Genomic DNA, 19,157 nt, shown 5'->3' with positions numbered 1-19,157 from the left:
TGCTCTGTTCAACGACCGTGATCGGTGAATGCGCCGTTTTCGAGCACCGGGACAGTGTTGTCGGCATCGAGGTCGACGGCGAGGTCGACGTCGTCGGGGAATCCGCCGGAGATGAGTTCGCGGCCGGAGGCGCTCGTGCGCAGCAAACCGGGTGTGTCCGGCAGTGCCGTGAATGTGCTTGCCGCGGAATACGCTTCAGGCGACGGGGTGTCGATGCCTCGATCGAGCAGCGCGGCGGCGAGCGCGCCGGCCCCGAGCCAGTCCTCGAGCGCGGGCCGCACGGTCTCGGTGCCCGGCCACTGTTCACCCGCCGCGACGATGGCGATCGGCCGGGCGGGAGTGCCCCATCCTTGCTGCAGCAGCCAGTCGGCGACCGCGCTGTAGTTGCGCAGACACGCCGCCACCACCGGTGTCCCCTCGACCGACGCGGCGATCGCGGACCCGTTGGGGGAGGGCAACACCAGTCGCTCGGTGAACGGTGCCCGCCGGATCGCGGCAGGTGAGAGCGACCACGGTTGCGCGACACTCACTTCCCGCCGCCCCACCGCCAAGGCCGCCCCACGCTCCGCGGCGAAACTCCGCGCGGTCCCGTCCCGCCATCGATACGGGAACACCGCCGTCCCCGCCGCCGTGGCCACCGACACCGACGTGGTGAACGACAACACATCGATCACCACGACACCGGCCGCCCCCGCCCCGATCGCGACAGCCCCGGCCCGCCCCCACTCCACCCGAATCCCGAACCCCCGCTGCTGCGCCCACTCCGGCACGGACCGCACACCGACCTCCCGCTGAACGACACGAATCCGCCAGCCAACCACCGCTCTCACCGCCTCGCCAGTATTGCGCGCGATCCGCGCCGAACTCCCGGCATGCGCCTCGGGTGGCATGCGGTGGCGGCCCGGGTCGTCTTCGACCACACGATCGACGGCCTGCGGCGGGATACCCAGCGGGTGGGCGCACGCGGAATCCAGGCGCGGGACGACGCGATCAGCGGGGGAGCGGTGGGGTGATGTCGAGGGTCGGTGGAGGACGGAGACGGCGGAGGGTGCCGTCGATGCTGGTGACGTACAGGGACCAGCCGGTGGCGTCGGGGGCGAGGCGGGCCGAGGTGGGGCCGATGGGTGGTGGGCCGGGGAGCAGGGTGGTCTGCGGGGTGGACCAGCCGGTGGCGATGGTGCACCAGGCGCCGGTGGCGGTGTCGACCTGGTAGACGCTGCCGGAGAAGTCGCCGGTGACGAAGGCGCGGCCGGCGGCGGTGACATCGAGGTCGTCGAGGCCGGGGAACAGGCCGTCGGTGAGGGTGGCAATCGGGGTCGGGTCGTTCGGGGCGTCCAGCGGTATCCGCAGCAGCTGCGAGGTGGCCACGTCCTCGGTGAGGACGGCCCGGCGATCGGGGGTCAGCGCGAGGCCGTTGGGGCGGGGCACCGTCGACCAGGCGAGGGTGAATTCGCCGGTGGCAGGGCGGTATCGGCTGATGCCCACCGGCGGCCACGGGATCGAGAGCTGGCTGATGAGCAGGTCGCCGTCGGGGAGCAGGAGCAGGCCGTTGGGCTGGACCAGGTCGGGCAGCAGCACGGTGACCTCGCCCGTGGGCAGGTGCAGGCGTTGCAGAGTGCCGCCGCCCTCGGGGGTGGAGCCGTCGCCCGTGAGGAAATAGAGGACATCGCCGGACAGCCGGAGACCGGCCGGATGATCGAGGCCGGTGAGAACGGTGCGCACCCCGCCGTCGGCGTCGACGTGCAGGAGTTCCCCGCGCACGATGCCGCTGACGTAGAAGCCGCCGTCGCCGTCGTACTCGAGATTCTCCAATCCGCCCAGATCGGCCGCGACGACCTCGGCCTGCCAGCCCGCCGCGCACGAGTCGGCGCCGGCCCGCGCCATGGCCGACGACCCGAGACCGGCCAGTGTGATGGCGGCGAGTGCCGTTGCGAGACAGCGCATTCGCCGCGGTTGACGGGACGTTCGCGCATCGGTTCGCATGGCCGGAGCCTAACGCGCGTCGGGCTCCGGTGCGGGCTCGACCGCTCGGGTGGTGAGCCAGGCGGTGAGCAGCTCGGGCGCGGTGATATCGATGGCCAGGGTGGCGCGTTCGTCGTCGGTCAGTTCGACCGATTCGAGTTCGAACTTCCAGTGCGCCAATCGCTCCGGATCCTCGGCGGCGACGGCGAGCTCAGCAAGGGCGGCGTAGGTGCGGGCTCGCTCGACCGCGGATGCGGTGGCTCCGAAGCGGCGCAGTCCGGTTTCCAGCGCTCTGGTGGCGGCCCGGTCGTCGTCCTTGAAGTCGCGCAGGATGCGCGCGTTGTCCAGGACCCGAGCCAGACCGGTCAGCTCGCGCGAACCTCCGTACTCGATCTCGGGCTCGTCGTGCTGGATGACCGTGAGGGTGTTGCCATCCGGGTCGACGAGGGAGAAGCGGGACTGGCCGGGGCGGAATCGGGTGATCCGTGGACAGCCTTTCGAGGGGACCTTGCCGTAGTGCGCGCGCAAGGCGGTGGTGAACTCGGCGTGCCGGGCGGCCACGTCATCGACCATCAGGAGCGCGCCGCCGTATTCGGACGGCAGCTCGATGCCGGGTGGTGGCGCCGCGAAGTTCAGTTCGCAGCCGTGCTTCTCGATCTCGCCGTACACATAGGGGCGGGTCTGCTCGTAGGTGACCGTGTAGCCGAGTGCTCGATAGAACACGAGGGTCTTCGTGAGGTCGCCGGTCCACAGCACCGGCACTGCGATATCGGTCATGGTTGGCCTTCCAGTTCGCGGGGCGGTCGGGCCTCCGAGGGTAGGAAGAAATTCGCTCGAGCGCCTATGGCGATTTCGGCGGGCCCGCTCCGTCCGTGCCGCACCGCGGCAACGGCATTAGGCTGCGAGCATGACGAACGGTCTCGGTGAACTGGAATCCGCGAACTACGTATCGCTCACCACCTTCCGTAAGGACGGCACCCCGGTGAGCACCCCCGTCTGGGCCGTGGCCCGCGACGGCAAGCTCTACGTCTGGACGGTCACCGACAGCTGGAAGGTCAAACGGATCCGGCGCAATACCGAGGTGACGGTGCAGCCGTGCAGCGCGCGCGGCGCCACGCACGGTGCCGTCGTGTCGGCCACCGCCCGGATACTCGACGCCGCCGAGACCGAGCAGGTCCGCTCGGCGCTGCGGCGCAAGTACTGGCTGACCGGCCCGCTGGTGATCCTCGGCTCCAACCTGCGCCGCGGCAAGGACGGCACCATCGGCATCGAGATCACCCCGGCCTGATCAGGGCGGGAGTTCCGCAAAGCTATATGTAGTACCGACGGTATCGGATACAGTGGGCGCTCGGCGGAACTTCCGAAGGGATCCCACATGGCCGAGAAACGCAACCGAGCCGTCGTCGTCGCGGGTGCACGGACCCCGTTCGTGCGCGCGTTCACCGACTTCACCCGTCTCGACAGCATCGCCCTCGCGGGTGCCGCGGTCCGTGGCCTGATCGAACGGTCGGGAATCGCGCCGGGCGAGATCCAGTCGATCGTGTGGGGCGGGGTCGTGCTGCCCAGTCACGCGCCCAACATCGCCCGCGAGATCGCCCTGGATCTGAACCTGGACTTCGGCTGCGAGGGGTACACCGTGACCCGGGCGTGCGCGTCCGGGTTGCAGGCGGTCACCTCGGCGGCGGCCGCGATCGAACGCGGCGAGTACGACATCATGATCGCCGGTGGCAGCGATTCCACCAGTAATGCCGAGATCAAGCTGCCGCAGAAGGTGGTGCACGCGGTGGCGCCGGTGGCACTGGGCAAACCCAAGCCGAAGGACTACCTCGACGTGGTCCGCCAGCTCGCGCCGTTCACCGACATCCTGCCGCGCCAGCCCAAGATCTCCGAGCGCACCACCGGCGAGGTGATGGGTGAGTCCGCGGAGAAGATGGCCAGGATCAACGGCATCAGCCGTGCCGATCAGGACGCCTTCGCCGCCCGTTCGCACCATCGCGCCGCGGCCGCGATCGCCTCGGGCCGATTCGACGACGAGGTCGTGCCGCTCACCACGCCCTCGGGCAAGCGGGTCGAGACCGACGGGCTGGTCCGCGCGAACACCAGTGTCGACAAGCTCGCCACCCTGTCGCCGGTGTTCGCCGAGGGCGGCACGGTCACCGCGGGCAATGCGAGTCCGCTCACCGACGGCGCGTCGGCGGTGCTGTTGATGAGCGAGGAGAAGGCGCGCGCCCTGGGGTTCACCCCGCTGGCCGCGTTCCGCTCGTGGAGTTTCGTCAGTGTCGATCCCGCCGATCAGGTGCTCATCGGCCCGGCCATCTCGATGCCGCGCGCCCTCGACAAGGCCGGGCTCACGCTGGCCGATATCGACCTGGTCGACATCCACGAAGCCTTTGCCGCGCAAACCCTTTCGGTCCTGCGGATGCTGGAGAGCGCCGAGTGGGCCAAGACGCGCCTCGACCGCGACGAGCCCGTCGGCACCGTCGACATCGACAAGCTCAATGTGCACGGCGGCTCGATCTCACTGGGTCACCCGTTCGGCGCGACCGGTGCTCGCATGGTCACGACCATGGCCAATGAGCTGGCCCGCACCGGCAAAGAGACTGCGCTGCTGGGCATTTGCGCGGCCGGTGGCATCGGGGCGTCGGCGGTGCTCGAACGGGTCTGAGGATCAGGCTTCGGGGCGGGGGCGGTGCGCCCGGATGTCGACCGGGCGGCCGTCGGGATCGTGGGCGGTCATCGTCCACTGCGTCGGCAGCGTATCGATCGGACCGACCGTCGATCCGGCCGTTGCGATTCGGGTGCGGACCTCGCACAACTGCTCGAAGGTGGCGACGCGCAGTCCCCACCTCGCGCGGCCGAGCGGGCCGAGGTCGTCGGCCGGGGCATCCGGGGTCTCGACGAGCATCAGATGATCGGCGCCGCCGACGTCGACCACGGCTATGCGGGGGTCGACCGAGGTCGCCGGTCGCTCGAAAGACAGTGTGGCGCCCGGTAGTTCGGTATAGAACCGCAGGAGCCGGTCGAGGTCGGTGGTCGCGAGGGTCACATGGTTGATTCCGAGGAGGCCAGGCATGGTGGCGACCAGCCTACCGGCGCCCCGGCCACCGGATATCGGCTCTGCGCGTCATCGAATACGGCCATACCTTCCGGTGCGTGCGCCCACGCTCGGTCGATTGGCACGGGTTCCCGGTCGGCCCATTTCTCCCTGCATCTGCCTGGCGTCGGCGGCCCAGCGCCGCCAGTAGCAGGCACGGCAAGTCGGCTCGCCGTAGGTGTTCTTGCCCCTCGCCGGTGTTGGCGTCATGGCGGTGAGCGGTGTGGGGAGCCACGCGGTGCGGTGGTGGGCCGGAACTGCGTTCAGGGTGGCCGCGCCGGGTGGATCGACCGGGCGTGTGTCGGGTGTGTCGGCGTCAGAAGGGCACGGCGTGTGCGCCGGTGGGGACGGCATTGTCGAGCGCCGGATCGGGGCGGGCGATCCGGTTCGACGGAGCAACCGAATAGGTCGGCGAGGTGGCGTCTGGGTGGCTACGCGGGGTGGGTGTGATTGGCGGGCGGTGCGTGGCGCAGGGTGGTGTACGCGCTCAGTGTGGCGGCGGCGTCGAGCATGGACAGGCCCTGGGCGGTGAGGCGGGCTTGCCAGTCGTCGAGGGCGGCAGCGAGTGCATCGGTGCCGCCCGCGGTCCTGACCTGGGCGAGGACCGCGGCGATGTGGTCGAGGAGGTAGCCGCCGCGGCGGAGCAGGTGGGCGAGGTCGGCATCGCGCAGGTCGGTGGCGCCGTAGCGGCGGTATCCGGTGGCCGGGTCGCGGTCCGGGGTGAGGATGCCGGCCTGCTCCCAGGCGCGCAGCGTGGCGGGGGTGACCTCGAGGCGGTGGGCGAGTTCGCCGATGGTTCTGGTGTCACCGGAAAGGTCGGTGCGCGATCCGGATTCGGCGATCACGTGCTCGACGGCGCCGCGCACGGACCGCAGGGTCTCGCGGTCGCGGAGCAGTTGGGCGTGACCGCGGTCGATGATCGTGAGTGCCTTGTCGAGGTCGTCGTCGTTGACCGCACGCATGATCTGGCCCGCGGCCGCGTACCCGTAGGCGGGAACGAGAGCGAGATAGGCGCGCAGGGCGGCCGCGTGCACGGCGGTGTAGACCCGGTAGCCGCTGGCCGTGCGCTCGGCGGGCGGGAGGAAGCCGTCGCGCTCGTAGTTGCGGACCGCCTGGGTCGACAGGCCGTGCTCGCGGGCGAGGTCGGCGGGACGTAGGTTGCTCACTGATTGGAGACTTTACAGCGATCTATCCAGGTAGATATCGACAAAGTATCAACCGATCCTTCAACGATACGATCGAAACACATGAGTCAGTACATCAACGACTTCGTCCCTCCGTCCTGCGCGCTGTTGGCCCTCGGCGAGCCGACCCACCGCGAACCGGGATTCGCCCGGCTCCGCAACGAGCTGTTCGCCCAGCTGGTCGAGGCCGGGTTCCGCTCGATCGCCCTGGAAACCGATCGCGTCGCCGCGTTCGTCGTCGACGACTACGTCCGCGCCGGTCTCGGCACCCTTGACGAGGCGATGCGCACCGGCTTCTCCCACGATTTCGGCGAGCTCGAGGCGAATCGGCAGCTCGTCGCCTGGCTGCGCGCGCACAACGAACAGGTGCCGCCCGCCGACCGCGTCGCCTTCCACGGATTCGACGGTGCGATGGAAACCATGAGCGTCCCCAGCCCGCGCCGCTACCTCGAATTCGCCCGCGACTACCTGGATCTCGATCTCGACCTGACCGAGCTGGTGGGCTCCGACGAGCAGTGGAGCCGCACCGAGGCGGTCCTCGATCCGGCCGTCTCGATCGGCGACACGGCGCAGGCCCACCAGCTGCGCGCCATCGCCGATGACCTGCTCAGCACCCTCTTCACCCGCGCACCGGAACGGATCACCACCACCTCACATGCCGAGTGGCGCAGGGCGGCAACCTATCTCACCACCGCACTGGGGCTCCTGCGCTACCACCGCCAGGCCGCCCAGCGCCTCGAGGACTCCGACCGTTGGAGCCGACTGTCGGCCACCCGCGACGCGCTGATGGCCCAGAACCTCCTCGACATCCGCACCGAGGAAGCCCGGCGCGGACCGACCCTGGTCTTCGCCCACAACCTGCACCTGCGCCGCAACGCCAGCCACATGCGGATGGGCCCGATGGATCTCAGCTGGTCCGGCGCAGGCGAGATCGTGGGCTCCCTGCTGGGGGACCGGTACACCGTCGCCCTCGGCAGCCTGGGGCGCAGCACCACCATCGACCTGGGCGAACCCGCGGCGGGAACCTACGAGAGTGCCCTCGACCAGCGCCTCCCGACCTGGGGCCTGGTCTCGTCCGACACCGTGGCCCCGGCCGACACCCGCACCGATGTCACCCAGGCACAGGGCTACTTCCCGCTGGACGCGGACACCGTCCACGGCGCGGACACGATCCTGCACCTGAACACAAGCGCCGCGGCCACGATCGACTGAGCGCGAGCAAAAACGGCCGACCTCGGCCCACGTCCGCCGCCGCTGCGATGACTGGGCGGTTGATCACCAGGCTCTGGTGGCGGTCGATACTCACCTGACAGCCTGGGTGATCAATCGCCCAGCTCCACGGCATACGGGTCAGGGCCTCGGTGCGTTCGGCGCGGGGTGGGTGGCCACGAGCTCCTCGAGGTAGTGGGCGACGCCGTCCTCGTCGTTGGTGGGGAGTATGCGATCGGCGAGGGCGAGTACGTCGGGACCGGCGTTGGCGGGGACGAGTGCGGTGCCTGCCCAGGTGAGCATGGCGATGTCGTTGATCGCGTCACCGGCGGCCGCCACCTGCGACGGGTCGATGCCGTCGATCGCGCACAAGCGGGCCAGCGCACTGGCTTTGGAGACGCCCGCGGCAGCCATCTCCATGTACGGTGCGCCGGAATGGGTGAGTTCCACCCCGCCGATCCCGACGGCCGCGGTCGCCCGGTACAGCTCGGCGCCGGTCACCTCGGGGTGGCGGGCGACGATCTTCACCATCGGTTCGATCAGCATGGGCAGCGTCTCCGACACCACCATCGCCTGCGGATCGCGATGGTGGTCGGTGAACGAGCACAGTGCCGCGTAGGCGGGTTCGGCGACGAACTGGGTCGCGCCGACATTGGCGAAGGCGACCCCGGGGATCAGGTCGCGGATCTGTGCCATGGCCGCGCCCGCCAGCTCCGCCTCGATCGAGATGGTGTCGATGATCTCCGGTGCGCCGTCGGCGAGGTCGAGCAGCACGGCGCCGTTGGCGCACACCGCTTTCCCGCGGAATCCGCACGACTGGGCCAGCTCGTGCACCGAATGCCGGGCCCGCGCCGTCGCCCACACGACCTCGATCCCGGCCCGCCGCGCGTTCGCCATCGCCGCGGCCGTGCGCGGCGAGATCGTGCGGTCGGAGCGCAGCAAGGTGCCATCGAGGTCGGTGGCGAACATCCGGATACGAGTCACCCGACCATGCTGCCACGACCGGGCACGCTCGGCCGGGCCGGTCAGGTCGCCTGGCTCACCGAGGACATGTGGAAGTCCGGGATCCGCAGCGGCGGCATGGACGTGCGGGTGAACCAGTCCTTCCACTCCCTGGGCAGGGTGATCTGGGACGCCCCGGCCTCCGAGACCCGCCGCAGCAGGTCGAGGGGGCTCTCGTTGAAGCGGAAGTTGTTCACCGCGCCGGTCACCTCGCCGTTCTCGACCAGGTACACCCCGTCGCGGGTCAACCCCGTCAGCAGCAGCGTGGCCGGGTCCACCTCGCGGATGTACCAGAGGCAGGTGAGCAGCAGGCCGCGCTCGGTCCGCGCGATCATGTCGTCGAGCGAGGCATCGCTGCCACCGGTGAGGAGCAGGTTCTCGCCGGGAACGGTGGCGGGCGCGGAGAACTCGGCGGCGGTCGCGCGCGGATAGACCAGCGACTCGATCACCCCCGATCCGATCCAGTCGACCCGCTGCGCGGACAGCCCGTTGTCGAACACCGACAGCGATTCCGAGGACGACGGGGTCGCCACGAACGGCCGGTACTCGAGTCCACTGGCGTTCGGGTCCGAATACAGCGTGAGCGGAATGTCGGTGAGCCGCTCGCCGATCCGGGTGCCGCCGGCGCGGGAGAACGCGGTGTGGCCCTCGTGCGCGCCCCGGCCCTCCATCGTCCAGGCCAGGTAGATCATCAGATCGGCCACCGAGGACGGCGGCAGCAGCGTCTCGTAGCGGCCCGCGGGCAGGTCGACCCGGTTCGCGGCCCACCCGAGCCGGCGCGAGAGCTCGGCGAGCAGGCCGGGAGTGTCGACATCGGTGAAGTCGGCGGTGCCGACGCCCACCCATGCGCTCGCCAGATCCTTGCCCTCGCCACGCTTTCCGTTGATCTCCACCGAGCCGGTGGGCTGGCTGAACCGGCGCCGGATCCCGGTGGAGGTGCCCAGCCAGGTGGTGTGCACCTGGTGGTGGGCGAAACCGTAGAGGCGATCGGTGCCGTCGAAACCGGTCGACAGGTCGCGGGCCAGGCCGGTGAACACGTCGATCTCGGTGGCGCCGGGCGCGTGGTCCCAGGTGGCGGTGTCGTCGTCGGTGGGTTCGAGCAGCGGCATGGCGTCGCGCGCGGGGGTGGCCGTGCGGGCGGCCTCCTCGCTGGCGCGCACCACCGCCTCGATCTCGGCCGGGTCGACGCTGGTGGAGCTGATGCTGCCCACCCGCGCGGTGTTCGGGCCGTCGCGGAACACCGAGATCACCGCCCAGTCGCGCGAGACCGAAGAGCCGTTGGTGGTCATCGAGTTCCCGGCCCACCGCAGCGACGCCTCGTGCGCGTCGGTGACGATCACGATCGCCTCGTCGGCCTTCGACACCGCCAGCGCGCGCTCGACCACCGCGCCCGCGGGGAACACTCCGTCGCCGCTCACTGCCCGCCCTCCGTCCGGGTGTTGAGAATATTGACCCCGCGCACCAGCACCGACGGGCACCCGTGACTCACCGCCGCCACCTGACCGGGCTGGGCCTTGCCGCAGTTGAACGCGCCACCGAGCTGCCAGGTGCCCGGCCCGCCGACCGCCTCCATCGACCCCCAGAAATCGGTGGTCGTCGCCTGGTAGGCCACATCGCGCAGCTGACCGGCCAACTCCCCGTTGCGGATCCGGAAGAACCGCTGCCCGGTGAACTGGAAGTTGTAGCGCTGCATGTCGATCGACCAGGATTTGTCGCCGACGATGTAGATGCCGTCCTCGACCCGGGAGATCAGCTCGGCGGTGCTGGTGTCACGCTCCGGATCCGGTTGCAGCGACACGTTCGCCATCCGCTGGATCGGCACGTGGTGTGGGGAATCGGCATAGGAGCAGCCGTTGGAACGGTCGAGGCCCAGGCGCGGGGCGAACACCCGGTCGAGCTGGTAGCCGACCAGTACGCCGTCCCGCACCAGATCCCACTGCTGACCGGCGACACCCTCGTCGTCGTAGCCGACCGTGGCCAGCCCGTTGACCTGGGTGCGGTCTCCGGTGACGTGCATGATCGGGGTGCCGTAGCGCAGCGTGCCGAGCTGGTCCGGCGTGGCGAACGAGGTACCGGCATAGGCGGATTCGTAACCGATCGCGCGGTCGTATTCGGTGGCATGGCCGATGGATTCGTGGATCGTGAGCCACAGGTTCGTCGGATCGATCACCAGATCGGTGGGACCGGCGACGACGCTGGGCGCCTTCACCTTCTCGGCGAGCCAGCCGGGGATCCGCGCGAGTTCCCCGGCCCAGTCCCAGGTTCCGTCGGCGCCGGTGACGTACTCCCAGCCCCGACCCGCGGGCGCGGCCAAGGTGCGCATGGTCTCGAACACCCCGGACGCGGAATCCACGGTAACCGCTTCCCATTGGGGATGCAGCCGCACCCGCTGCTGGGTGATCGTCGAGCCCGCGGTGTCGGCGTAGAAGGTCTGTTCCTTGACCTGCAGTACCGAGGCGGTCACGTGATCGACGCCGTCGGCCGCGGACAGCCGCTCCGAATAGTCCTGCAGCAGCGCCACTTTGTCGGCCGTCGGCACGGCGAACGGGTCGAGGTCGTAGGCCGAGACCCAGGACACGTCGTCGTAGCGCGGCTCCGCGGCCAGCTCGACGCGCTCGCGGTTCAGCGAGCGCAGCGTCGTGGCGACGGTGACCGCGCGCCGGGCCACCTCGGCGGCGGACTGCGGCGTCAACGCGGCGTGGGAGGCGAAACCCCAGGTGCCGTCGACGATCACGCGCACCGCCAGGCCCAGCTCGGTCGAATCGGTCACCGCCTCGACGCGCCCGTCCCGCAACCTGATCGACTGGGTGACCAAGCGATGCACCCGGAGATCGGCGTGCTCGGCCCCCGCGGCGCGCGCCGCCGAGAGCGCGGCCTCGGCCAGCGCGCCGAGCCCGAGTGCGCGGAACTCCTCGTCCACTTCCCTGGAAGTCGTGGTACTCACCGGGCCTACGCTAGCCGGTGGCACCGACACACGGGAGCCCTCGCGCGGAAAGTACCCGTCACCAGCGCACATTTCGTCCCGTCGAGCGCGAAATCGCGGTTCCGGCAGGCACTCACCGTGACGCGCGGAGCCCCGCTTCCTCCCGCCGAGGGCACTGCGAATGCCGTAGGGTGCCCGCCGTGCCGCCTTCTGCCCTCCGCGATCGAAAAAGGGAACGAACCCGTCGTGCGATTCTCCTGGCCGCCGTCGAATTGTTCGAGGCCAGAGGCTATGAGGAAACGACCGTGGCCGATATCGCGGCCGAGGCCGAGGTCGGCACCCGCACCTTCTTCAACTACTTCGCGAGCAAGGAAGAACTGCTCTTTCCCGAGACCGACGACCGGGTGCGCGCGGCGGTCGCCGCCATCGCCACCCGGCGACCGGGGGAGCGGCCCGTCGAGGTGCTGCTGCGCGCCCTGCGCGCCGCGGGCGACAGTCCCGGCGAGCACCTCGTCGACGATCTGAGTTCCCGGGTGGCCGCCCTGCGGGCGCGAGTCTCGCGCACGGTGCCCTCGGTGAGCGGTCGCGCCGCGCACGCCCAGCTCGTCGCCCAGCGCGAGATCGCCCGGCAACTGCACACCGCGTTCCCGCACGAACTCGACGAGATCGGCGCCGCCGCACTGGTCGGCGCGGTCGTCGGCGCGGTCTCGGGCGCGCTGACGGTGCTGTTCCAGCAGCCCCAGCACAGCATCGACGACGGCGAACGGCTGCACCGCAAGATCCACGAGACCACCTCCCGGGTCCTGCAGCCCTGGCTGGCCGCGACCGCGGCGACCGAACCGGCCCGCTAACCGAACTGCTGCCAGCCCAACCGGATCACCATCACCACGACCACGACCAGCAGCACCACTCGCACGAACCCCGCGCCCTTGGCCAGCGCCATGCGCGAACCCACCAGCGCACCCGCGATGTTCGCGACGGCCATGCCCGCGCCCAGCCCCCACAGGATGTGCCCGGTCGCGCCGAGGAACAGCAGCGCGCCCACATTCGAACCGCAGTTGATCACCTTCGCCATCGCCGCCGCCCGCACGAACTCGGTGCCGAGCAGGGTGGCGAAGGTGATGATGAGGAAGGTCCCGGTGCCGGGCCCGAGCAACCCGTCGTAGAGGCCGATCAGGCCCGCGGCCAGGGCGACCACCAGGATCACCTTGCGCCGGGTCGGGGGATGGGTGGCCATCGTCATCCCGATCGACGGGCGCAGCGTCACCACCAGCGCCACCGACACGAGCACCACCATCACCAGCGGAATGAACAGATCGCGGTCGATCAGCGACACCGCCGCCGCACCGCACGCCGAGGTCACCGCCGCGATCGCCGCGCCCGGCAGCAGCACCTTCCACTCCATCGGCACCCGGCGCGCGAACGTCAGCACCGCGGTCGCCGTCCCGGCCAGTGCCGCCAGCTTGTTCGTGCCGAGCGCGGTCTGCGGGGCGATGCCGGGGGCGACGAGGAACAGCGTCGGCAGGATGATCAGCCCGCCGCCGCCGACCACCGCGTCGACCCAGCCCGCCGCCGCGGCGGCCACCAGCAGGACCGTCCAGTCTCCGAGTTGCACCCGACCAGGCAATCAAGATCGCGTGCGGAAAGCCAACCGCGGCCTAGGCTGGTCCGGTGCGCCGGTTCAGCCTGTGGTTACGCGGACGACCCGTCGTCGCCGATTCCATCCTCGCGGCCGTCCTGCTGCTGCTCGACGCCCTCGGCGTCGGCGGTGCGCCGAACAAGGTCGTCTACCTGATCTTCTCGGTTCTGCTGCCGTTGCCGCTGATCCTGCGCCGCATCTACCCGCGGGCGATGGCCGCCACGATGCTGGTGCTGTCGATGCTGTGCACCCTGTTCGGCCATCTGCTCGGCGACGACCTGACCGGACATGTCGCGCTGATCGGGCTCGGAGTGCTGCTCTACACGCTGGTCGCCTATGTCGGCAGGCGCGACGGACTGATCTTTCTCGGGTTCCTCGGGATCGATGCGACGGTGTCCACCCTGGCGCTGCAGCAACCCGTCAGCGGTGACCTGGTACTCGTCGGCGTGATCTACGCGCTGTGCTGGACACTGGCCGAGTTCAACGGCGCCCGCCACGCCTATGACGCCGAGGTCGCCGCCCGCCTCGCCGTCGCCGACTACGACAAGGAACGACGCGCGCACGAGGCCGTCGCCGCCGAACGCACGCGCATCGCCCGCGAACTCCACGATGTGGTCGCGCACGCGGTCAGCGTCATGATCGTGCAGGCCGACGGTGCGAAATACGCCCTGCGCCAGGACCCCGACACCGCCGAACGCGCGCTGACCACCATCGCGGGCACCGGGCGCGACGCACTGCGCGAACTGCGCCGCACGGTCGCGCTGCTGCGCATCGAGCACGCACCGGAACTGCTGCCCCAGCACGGCACCGCGGGAATCGCCAAGCTCGTCGACATGATGCGGGAGGCGGGCCTGGCCGTCGACCTCGAACTGACCGGCCAGCTCGACGACATCACCCCCGAGGTGAGCCTCGGCGTGCATCGCATCGTGCAGGAATCGCTCACCAACACGTTGCGGCACGCGGGCGCCGGTCCCAAGGCCTGGGTCCGGGTCCAGCGCCGCGACGACGACATCCACGTCGAGATCGCCGACAGCGGCGGCGTTCCGGTCCGGCCCGAACCCGCGATCCCCGGCGCCGGAATGGGCCTGGTCGGCATGCGCGAACGCGTCGCGGTGCTGGGCGGCACCCTGTCCGCGGGCCGGACCGAGGACGGTCGGTGGCGGGTGCGGGCCACCCTCCCGCTGCGCTCCGACCCCGACTGAGCCGCCCGCTAGGGTGAGCCAATGCCGATCAGCGTGCTCGTGGTGGACGATCAGGAACTCATGCGGATGGGGCTGAAGATGGTGCTCGGCGCCCACCCCGACATCGAGGTCGTCGGCGAGGCGGGCAACGGCGAGGAGGCTGTGCGGCGCGCCGACGAGTTGCGCCCGGACGTGGTCCTGATGGATGTGCGCATGCCGGTGGTCGACGGCGTGACCGCCACCGACCGGATCGTGGCCGCGGGCGACGGCGTACGCGTGCTCGTGATGACCACCTTCGACCTCGACGAACACGCCCTCGGCGCGCTGCGCGCCGGCGCCAGCGGCTTCCTGCTCAAGGACACCCCGCCCGAGGACCTGATCTCGGCCATCCGCAGCGTCGCCGCGGGCGACGCGGTGGTCTCGCCCAAGGTCACCAAACGCCTGCTCGACCGGCTCGTCGCCGAGGACCCGACCAGCCTGCGCGACCCGAGCGTGCTCGACGTGCTGACCGCCCGCGAGCGCGAAGTGCTCGAGCAGATCGCGGCCGGGCGCTCCAATGCCGAGATCGCCGCCGCGCTGTTCCTGTCCGAGGCCACGGTGAAGACCCATGTGGGCCGGGTGCTCACCAAACTCGGGCTGCGTGACCGGGTGCAGGCGGTGGTCCTGGCCTACGAGACCGGGCTGGTCCGGCCGGGTGGCTGAGCCGGGGCGGGCGCTCGGGAGAAAATCGGGCCGCTCGCGCGTTGAGAGGGTAGATCGTCCGAAAGGATCGCCATGACCGCCCTGTTGTTCGTGCTCTACCTCGTCGTCGAGATCGCCGCCCTGGTGGGTCTCGCCCAGTTGATCGGTGTCGGCTGGGCACTGCTGGTGCTGGTCGCGGTGTCCGGGGTGGGTCTGCTGCTCCTCGGCGCACAGGGCAGGCGGGTGTTCGAACGATTCCGGCGGGCCTCGCGCGGTGAGGTGAGCGCGGAGAGCGCGGTGGCCGACGGGCTGCTGGTCGCCACCGGCTCGATCCTGTTGTTCGTCCCCGGCCTGGTCACCGGGGTGATCGGCCTGCTCGCCCTGTTCCCGCCCACCCGCGCGCTGTTGCGCCCGGTGCTGGAGAAGCTCGGCACCCGCCGCTTCGGTCCGCTGCCCTCGTTCGCGCCCTCGCCGTACCGTGGCGTGGTCGTCGACGCCGACGGCGATGTGGTCGACGGCGTGGTCGTCGGGCAGTGGTATGACGATGGCCACACCAGCGGTCCGCGCGCGCTCGGTGGATCCGCCTGAGCCGAGGATGCGGCCCCGTGGCAGCGGAAGGTCTACAGTGCCCGCATGGCCACTGAGCAGATCACCGTCACGGTGAGCGAGGAACTGGCCGACGCGGTGCGCAGGGCGAGCACCGCTGCCGGACAGTCGATGTCGGATTTCACCGCCGCCGCGTGGCGGCTGGAGCTGATCGCCGCCGAAGCGGGCGGACACCACCGGGCCGGGCTCGCCGATGCCGACGTGCGCCGGGTGCTGTCCCTGCCGACCTGAGCATCGGCCGATACGGCAGACTGGGACATCGTGAGTACCCAGTTGCTGATCGGCGGACGTTTCTACAGTTCCAGCTCCCCGGACGCGACCGCGATGGCGGTCACCGACGGCACCGTGGTGTGGCTCGGCGCCGAGGCCCCCGGCCGGGCCATGCATCCCGGCGCGGAGATCATCGACCTCGACGGGGCGTTCGTCGCGCCCGCCTTCGTCGACCCGCATGTGCACGTCACCGCGCTGGGCCTGCAGCTGACCGGCCTCGATCTGCGCGGCGCCCGATCGCTGGCCGAGCTCCTCGACACCATCCGCGCGTACGCCGCGCGCCAACCCGACGGCGTGATCATCGGTGAGGGCTGGGACGACACCACCTGGCCCGATCAGCGCCCACCGACCGTCGCCGAGCTCGACGAGGCCGCCGGGCCGGGCCGCCTGGTCTACCTGGTGCGGGTCGACGCCCACTCGGCCATCGCCTCCTCGGCGCTGCTCGACGCCGCGGGCGACCTCGGCGCGGACCACCGCCGCGGCGACCCGGTCCGGGCCGACGCCCACCACCGGGTGCGGACGGTCGCCCTCGCCGAACTCGGTCGCGCACAACGGGATCGGGCCCGCACCGCCGCCCTCGACGCGGCCGCCGCGCACGGCATCGTCGCCGTCCACGAATGCGCGGGACCCGAGATCTCCGGCCGCGACGACGTGCGCGAACTGCTCGCCTTCGACCACGGCGTGCAGGTACGCGCCTACTGGGGCCAGGCCGTGCGCACCGCCGAGGAGGCCCGCGCGCTGGTCGACGAGCTCGGCGTGCACGCCCTCGGCGGTGACCTGTTCGTCGACGGCTCGCTCGGCTCGCACACCGCGCTGCTGCGCGAGCCCTACGCCGACGCGGGCGGCCACGGCAAGGACTTCCTCGACGCCGACACCATCACCGCCCATCTGCGCGCCTGCACCGAAGCCGGGATCCAGGCCGGCTTCCACGCCATCGGTGACGGCGCCATGGACCGCGTGGTCGAGGGATTCGCGCGCGTCGCCGCCGAACTCGGCGGTCCGGCGGTCGCCGCGCGCGGACACCGCGTCGAGCACGCGGAGATGACCGATGCCGCCGCGATCGCCCAGCTCGCCGCGGTCGGCGCGATCGCGTCCGTGCAGCCGGGTTTCGACGCGGCGTGGGGCGGGCCGGACGGCATGTACGCCACGCGCCTCGGCGCCGAACGCGCCGCCGGGCTGAACCCGTTCGCGGCGATGGCCGCCGCGGGCATCTCCCTCGCCATCGGCTCCGACGCACCGGTCACCACCGCGAATCCGTGGGAGCAGGTCCGCGCGGCCGTGCACCACCGCACCACCGGTCACGGGCTGTCCCCCCGCGCCGCGTTCGCCGCCGCCACCCGGGGCGCCTGGCGCGCGGGCGGCGTGCGCGACGGCCTGGCGGGCACGCTGGTGCCGGGCGCACCCGCCTCCTACGCGGTGTGGGATGCCGGTGACCTCGTGGTCGCCGCGGCCGCCGACACCGTGCAGCGCTGGTCCACCGATCCGCGCTCCCGCGTGCCCGGCCTCCCGCGCCTCGAGCCGGGCGCCGACCTGCCGAGGTGCCTGCGCACCGTGCGCGACGGCACCCCGATCTACTCCGCCTGACCAGCAAGCTCACCCCGCGCCAGCAACGAATCACGGAGCAGGACACCATGATCGACCCCGCCCCCGGCCTCGACTCCGCGCCTTCGGGATCCACGGAGCCAACGGCCACCGAGACGACCGGAGGGACGAACTACGCCGTGCTGCTGCGCATGCTCGCCGCCGTCGCGGGCGGGCTGCTGCTGTTCGCCAGCTTCCCGCCACGGCCGTGGTGGTTCCTGGCTCCGGTGGCCATCGCCCTGCTCACCGTGGCGGTGCGCGGACCGGGAAAGCTGCGCAGCGGATTCGGCTACGGGCTGCTCGGTGGCCTCGCCTTCTTCGTGCCGCTGCTGCCGTGGACCGGGATCTACGTCGGCCCGCTGCCGTGGCTGGCACTCTCGCTGGCCTGCGCGTTCTTCCTCGGCGTCTGGGGTGTGCTCGCCCGCTGGCTGAGCGCGCTGCCGGGGTGGCCGGTGTGGCTGGCGCTGGCCTGGACCGCGACCGAATGGGCACGATCGAACGTCCCCTTCGGCGGATTCCCCTGGGGCCGTGTTGCCTTCGGTCAGGCCGACGGCTGGTACCTGCCGCTGGCCGCCTACGGTGGCGCCCCGCTGGTCGGCTTCGCCGTCGCGCTCACCGGCACCGGGCTCGCGGCGCTGGCGCTGCGGCTCTTCGCCTGGTCCCGCACCCCCGCGCCGCGCCCGGCGGGCCGCGCCGTGCGGACCGGATTTGCCCTCGCGATCGTTACCGTGGCTATCATGCCTCTCGCCGGAGTGATCCTCCGGCCGACGCTGCCCGCCCCGGACGCGGGCGACCGGATGGTCACGGTCGCCGCCATCCAGGGCAGCGTGCCGCGGCTGGGCCTGGACTTCAACGCCCAGCGGCGGGCCGTGCTGGACAACCACGTCCGGCGCACCGAGGAGCTCGCCGACGCCGTGGACCGCGGCCAGGCACCACGGCCCGACATCGTGATCTGGCCGGAGAACTCCTCCGACATCGATCCACTGCGCAACGCCGATGCCGCCGCCGTGATCACGAGGGCGTCGGAGGCGATCGCAGCGCCGATCCTGGTCGGCGCAGTCCTGGTGAACGGTGACCGCACGACCACCAACTCGGTGATCGTGTGGAACGGCGCGGACGGTCCGGGGGAGCGCCACGACAAGAAGATCATCCAGCCTTTCGGTGAATATCTGCCGATGCGCGGTTTCTTCCGTTTGTTCTCCTCCTATGCCGATCGCGCCGGATATTTCGTGCCGGGTGATGGTGACGGAACGGTCACGGCGGCGGGAGTACCGATCGGTGTGGCTACGTGTTACGAGGTCGCTTTCGACCGGGCATTCCGGGAATCGCTGGATGCGGGCGCGCAACTGCTGACGGTGCCGACCAACAACGCCACCTTCGGCGAGAGCGAGATGACCTACCAGCAAATGGCCATGTCGCGGGTGCGCGCGGTCGAGCACGGGCGCGCGCTGGTGATCGCAGCAACCTCGGGAGTCAGTGCCATCATCACCGCCGATGGTGCCATTGTGCAGCGCAGTGAGCAATTGGTACCCGCGGCGCTGGTCGCCCAGCTACCGTTGCGCGACACGGCGACGATCGCGACCCGGATCGGCGGCGCGCCCGAACTGGCGTCCGTTATCCTGACCGCGATCGGGGTAGGACTGGTGTTGTACCGGCGCCGCCGAGCGAATCCGACGCAGGATGTGCGGAGTTCGGACAATTCTGAATAAGCGGTTTGTTTCAACCCGGGGGAAGCGGCCGAAAGTAGCTGCTACAGGGGTGTAATCCATTGAGCTCGAAATAAATCCACATCGGTAGCCATCCGGCTGCCGGAGTACTCCGAATC

Annotated in this window: 19 protein-coding genes; 10 read left to right on the top strand and 9 right to left on the bottom strand. The window is 70.8% G+C overall.

Translation table 11 applies throughout. The annotated features are described in order from the left end of the window. Positions 1-8: 8 nt before the first annotated feature. The 3 genes from ACFVVM_RS10525 to ACFVVM_RS10515 form a co-directional block, all read right to left on the bottom strand. Positions 9-779, bottom strand: coding sequence for a 2-phosphosulfolactate phosphatase (locus tag ACFVVM_RS10525; RefSeq protein ID WP_387615833.1), 771 nt, complete (start codon positions 777-779; stop codon positions 9-11). Positions 780-990: 211 nt separating this feature from the next. Beyond that, the gene (locus tag ACFVVM_RS10520; RefSeq protein ID WP_387615831.1) at positions 991-1,944 is read right to left on the bottom strand and encodes an SMP-30/gluconolactonase/LRE family protein; all 954 of its coding nucleotides are present in this window, start codon (positions 1,942-1,944) and stop codon (positions 991-993) included. A gap of 48 nt (positions 1,945-1,992) precedes the next feature. Next, on the bottom strand, positions 1,993-2,739 hold the full coding sequence (locus tag ACFVVM_RS10515) for a glyoxalase (RefSeq protein WP_387615828.1): 747 nt from the start codon (positions 2,737-2,739) through the stop codon (positions 1,993-1,995). A 130-nt stretch (positions 2,740-2,869) separates the two neighbouring features. Here ACFVVM_RS10515 and ACFVVM_RS10510 point away from each other — a divergent pair, with 130 nt between their 5' ends. Together ACFVVM_RS10510 and ACFVVM_RS10505 are read left to right on the top strand one after the other, a co-directional pair. After that, positions 2,870-3,250 (top strand): PPOX class F420-dependent oxidoreductase, encoded by a 381-nt coding sequence (locus ACFVVM_RS10510; protein ID WP_387615825.1) that lies wholly within the window; start codon positions 2,870-2,872, stop codon positions 3,248-3,250. An 87-nt stretch (positions 3,251-3,337) separates the two neighbouring features. Continuing rightward, the gene (locus tag ACFVVM_RS10505; protein ID WP_387615822.1) at positions 3,338-4,627 is read left to right on the top strand and encodes an acetyl-CoA C-acyltransferase; all 1,290 of its coding nucleotides are present in this window, start codon (positions 3,338-3,340) and stop codon (positions 4,625-4,627) included. 3 nt (positions 4,628-4,630) lie between these two features. Here ACFVVM_RS10505 and ACFVVM_RS10500 read toward each other — a convergent pair whose 3' ends face one another. Together ACFVVM_RS10500 and ACFVVM_RS10495 are read right to left on the bottom strand one after the other, a co-directional pair. Further along, positions 4,631-5,035: a VOC family protein gene (locus tag ACFVVM_RS10500; protein ID WP_387615819.1), complete on the bottom strand. Its 405-nt coding sequence runs from the start codon at positions 5,033-5,035 to the stop codon at positions 4,631-4,633. A 452-nt stretch (positions 5,036-5,487) separates the two neighbouring features. Beyond that, the gene (locus ACFVVM_RS10495) at positions 5,488-6,222 is read right to left on the bottom strand and encodes a TioE family transcriptional regulator (protein ID WP_387615816.1); all 735 of its coding nucleotides are present in this window, start codon (positions 6,220-6,222) and stop codon (positions 5,488-5,490) included. Between the two features lie 81 nt (positions 6,223-6,303). Between ACFVVM_RS10495 and ACFVVM_RS10490 the strand changes: the two genes are divergently transcribed. After that, positions 6,304-7,452: an erythromycin esterase family protein gene (locus ACFVVM_RS10490; RefSeq protein WP_387615813.1), complete on the top strand. Its 1,149-nt coding sequence runs from the start codon at positions 6,304-6,306 to the stop codon at positions 7,450-7,452. A gap of 138 nt (positions 7,453-7,590) precedes the next feature. Here ACFVVM_RS10490 and ACFVVM_RS10485 read toward each other — a convergent pair whose 3' ends face one another. Genes ACFVVM_RS10485 through ACFVVM_RS10475 form a run of 3 tightly spaced genes read right to left on the bottom strand, consistent with a single transcriptional unit; the run spans position 7,591 to position 11,395 of the window. Then, on the bottom strand, positions 7,591-8,433 hold the full coding sequence (locus tag ACFVVM_RS10485; protein ID WP_387615810.1) for an HAD family hydrolase: 843 nt from the start codon (positions 8,431-8,433) through the stop codon (positions 7,591-7,593). A gap of 41 nt (positions 8,434-8,474) precedes the next feature. Beyond that, positions 8,475-9,854: a metallopeptidase TldD-related protein gene (locus ACFVVM_RS10480; RefSeq protein WP_387616817.1), complete on the bottom strand. Its 1,380-nt coding sequence runs from the start codon at positions 9,852-9,854 to the stop codon at positions 8,475-8,477. An 11-nt stretch (positions 9,855-9,865) separates the two neighbouring features. Next, the gene (locus ACFVVM_RS10475; protein ID WP_387615807.1) at positions 9,866-11,395 is read right to left on the bottom strand and encodes a TldD/PmbA family protein; all 1,530 of its coding nucleotides are present in this window, start codon (positions 11,393-11,395) and stop codon (positions 9,866-9,868) included. 284 nt (positions 11,396-11,679) lie between these two features. Here ACFVVM_RS10475 and ACFVVM_RS10470 point away from each other — a divergent pair, with 284 nt between their 5' ends. After that, the gene (locus ACFVVM_RS10470) at positions 11,680-12,225 is read left to right on the top strand and encodes a TetR/AcrR family transcriptional regulator (RefSeq protein WP_387615804.1); all 546 of its coding nucleotides are present in this window, start codon (positions 11,680-11,682) and stop codon (positions 12,223-12,225) included. On the opposite strand, the gene ACFVVM_RS10465 is transcribed toward ACFVVM_RS10470, so the two are convergent. After that, entirely contained in the window at positions 12,222-12,989 is a 768-nt protein-coding gene (locus ACFVVM_RS10465) for a sulfite exporter TauE/SafE family protein (RefSeq protein WP_387615802.1), read from the bottom strand. The two genes, ACFVVM_RS10470 and ACFVVM_RS10465, sit on opposite strands and share 4 nt — an antisense overlap. 56 nt (positions 12,990-13,045) lie before the next feature. Between ACFVVM_RS10465 and ACFVVM_RS10460 the strand changes: the two genes are divergently transcribed. The 6 genes from ACFVVM_RS10460 (at position 13,046) to lnt (ending at position 19,041) form a co-directional block, all read left to right on the top strand. Beyond that, positions 13,046-14,215, top strand: a complete 1,170-nt coding sequence (locus ACFVVM_RS10460) for a sensor histidine kinase (RefSeq protein ID WP_387615799.1) — start codon at positions 13,046-13,048, stop codon at positions 14,213-14,215. A gap of 21 nt (positions 14,216-14,236) precedes the next feature. Then, positions 14,237-14,896, top strand: a complete 660-nt coding sequence (locus ACFVVM_RS10455) for a response regulator transcription factor (RefSeq protein ID WP_302874375.1) — start codon at positions 14,237-14,239, stop codon at positions 14,894-14,896. A 72-nt stretch (positions 14,897-14,968) separates the two neighbouring features. Next, positions 14,969-15,463, top strand: a complete 495-nt coding sequence (locus ACFVVM_RS10450; RefSeq protein WP_387615795.1) for an FxsA family protein — start codon at positions 14,969-14,971, stop codon at positions 15,461-15,463. A 45-nt stretch (positions 15,464-15,508) separates the two neighbouring features. After that, on the top strand, positions 15,509-15,712 hold the full coding sequence (locus ACFVVM_RS10445; protein WP_387615792.1) for a hypothetical protein: 204 nt from the start codon (positions 15,509-15,511) through the stop codon (positions 15,710-15,712). A gap of 30 nt (positions 15,713-15,742) precedes the next feature. After that, positions 15,743-17,335 carry an amidohydrolase gene (locus ACFVVM_RS10440; RefSeq protein ID WP_387615789.1) on the top strand — a complete coding sequence of 531 codons (1,593 nt, stop codon included), beginning with the start codon at positions 15,743-15,745 and terminating at the stop codon, positions 17,333-17,335. A 149-nt stretch (positions 17,336-17,484) separates the two neighbouring features. Further along, the gene (gene lnt, locus ACFVVM_RS10435; protein WP_387616815.1) at positions 17,485-19,041 is read left to right on the top strand and encodes an apolipoprotein N-acyltransferase; all 1,557 of its coding nucleotides are present in this window, start codon (positions 17,485-17,487) and stop codon (positions 19,039-19,041) included. Positions 19,042-19,157 lie beyond the last annotated feature (116 nt).

This window comes from Nocardia sp. NPDC058176 (assembly GCF_042883805.1).
Classification (GTDB): Bacteria; Actinomycetota; Actinomycetes; order Mycobacteriales; family Mycobacteriaceae; genus Nocardia.
This window is presented reverse-complemented; position numbering and strand designations above follow the sequence as displayed.

What these genes read in the sequence shown, in the direction of transcription:
- ACFVVM_RS10510 (WP_387615825.1), top strand. Translation starts at nt 2,870, where the DNA reads ATGACGAACGGTCTCGGTGAACTGGAATCCGCGAACTACGTATCGCTC.
- ACFVVM_RS10500 (WP_387615819.1), bottom strand. Translation starts at nt 5,035, where the DNA reads ATGCCTGGCCTCCTCGGAATCAACCATGTGACCCTCGCGACCACCGAC.
- ACFVVM_RS10490 (WP_387615813.1), top strand. Translation starts at nt 6,304, where the DNA reads ATGAGTCAGTACATCAACGACTTCGTCCCTCCGTCCTGCGCGCTGTTG.
- ACFVVM_RS10455 (WP_302874375.1), top strand. Translation starts at nt 14,237, where the DNA reads ATGCCGATCAGCGTGCTCGTGGTGGACGATCAGGAACTCATGCGGATG.
- lnt (WP_387616815.1), top strand. Translation starts at nt 17,485, where the DNA reads ATGCTCGCCGCCGTCGCGGGCGGGCTGCTGCTGTTCGCCAGCTTCCCG.
- ACFVVM_RS10445 (WP_387615792.1), top strand. Translation starts at nt 15,509, where the DNA reads ATGGCCACTGAGCAGATCACCGTCACGGTGAGCGAGGAACTGGCCGAC.
- ACFVVM_RS10515 (WP_387615828.1), bottom strand. Translation starts at nt 2,739, where the DNA reads ATGACCGATATCGCAGTGCCGGTGCTGTGGACCGGCGACCTCACGAAG.
- ACFVVM_RS10520 (WP_387615831.1), bottom strand. Translation starts at nt 1,944, where the DNA reads ATGCGCTGTCTCGCAACGGCACTCGCCGCCATCACACTGGCCGGTCTC.
- ACFVVM_RS10505 (WP_387615822.1), top strand. Translation starts at nt 3,338, where the DNA reads ATGGCCGAGAAACGCAACCGAGCCGTCGTCGTCGCGGGTGCACGGACC.
- ACFVVM_RS10450 (WP_387615795.1), top strand. Translation starts at nt 14,969, where the DNA reads ATGACCGCCCTGTTGTTCGTGCTCTACCTCGTCGTCGAGATCGCCGCC.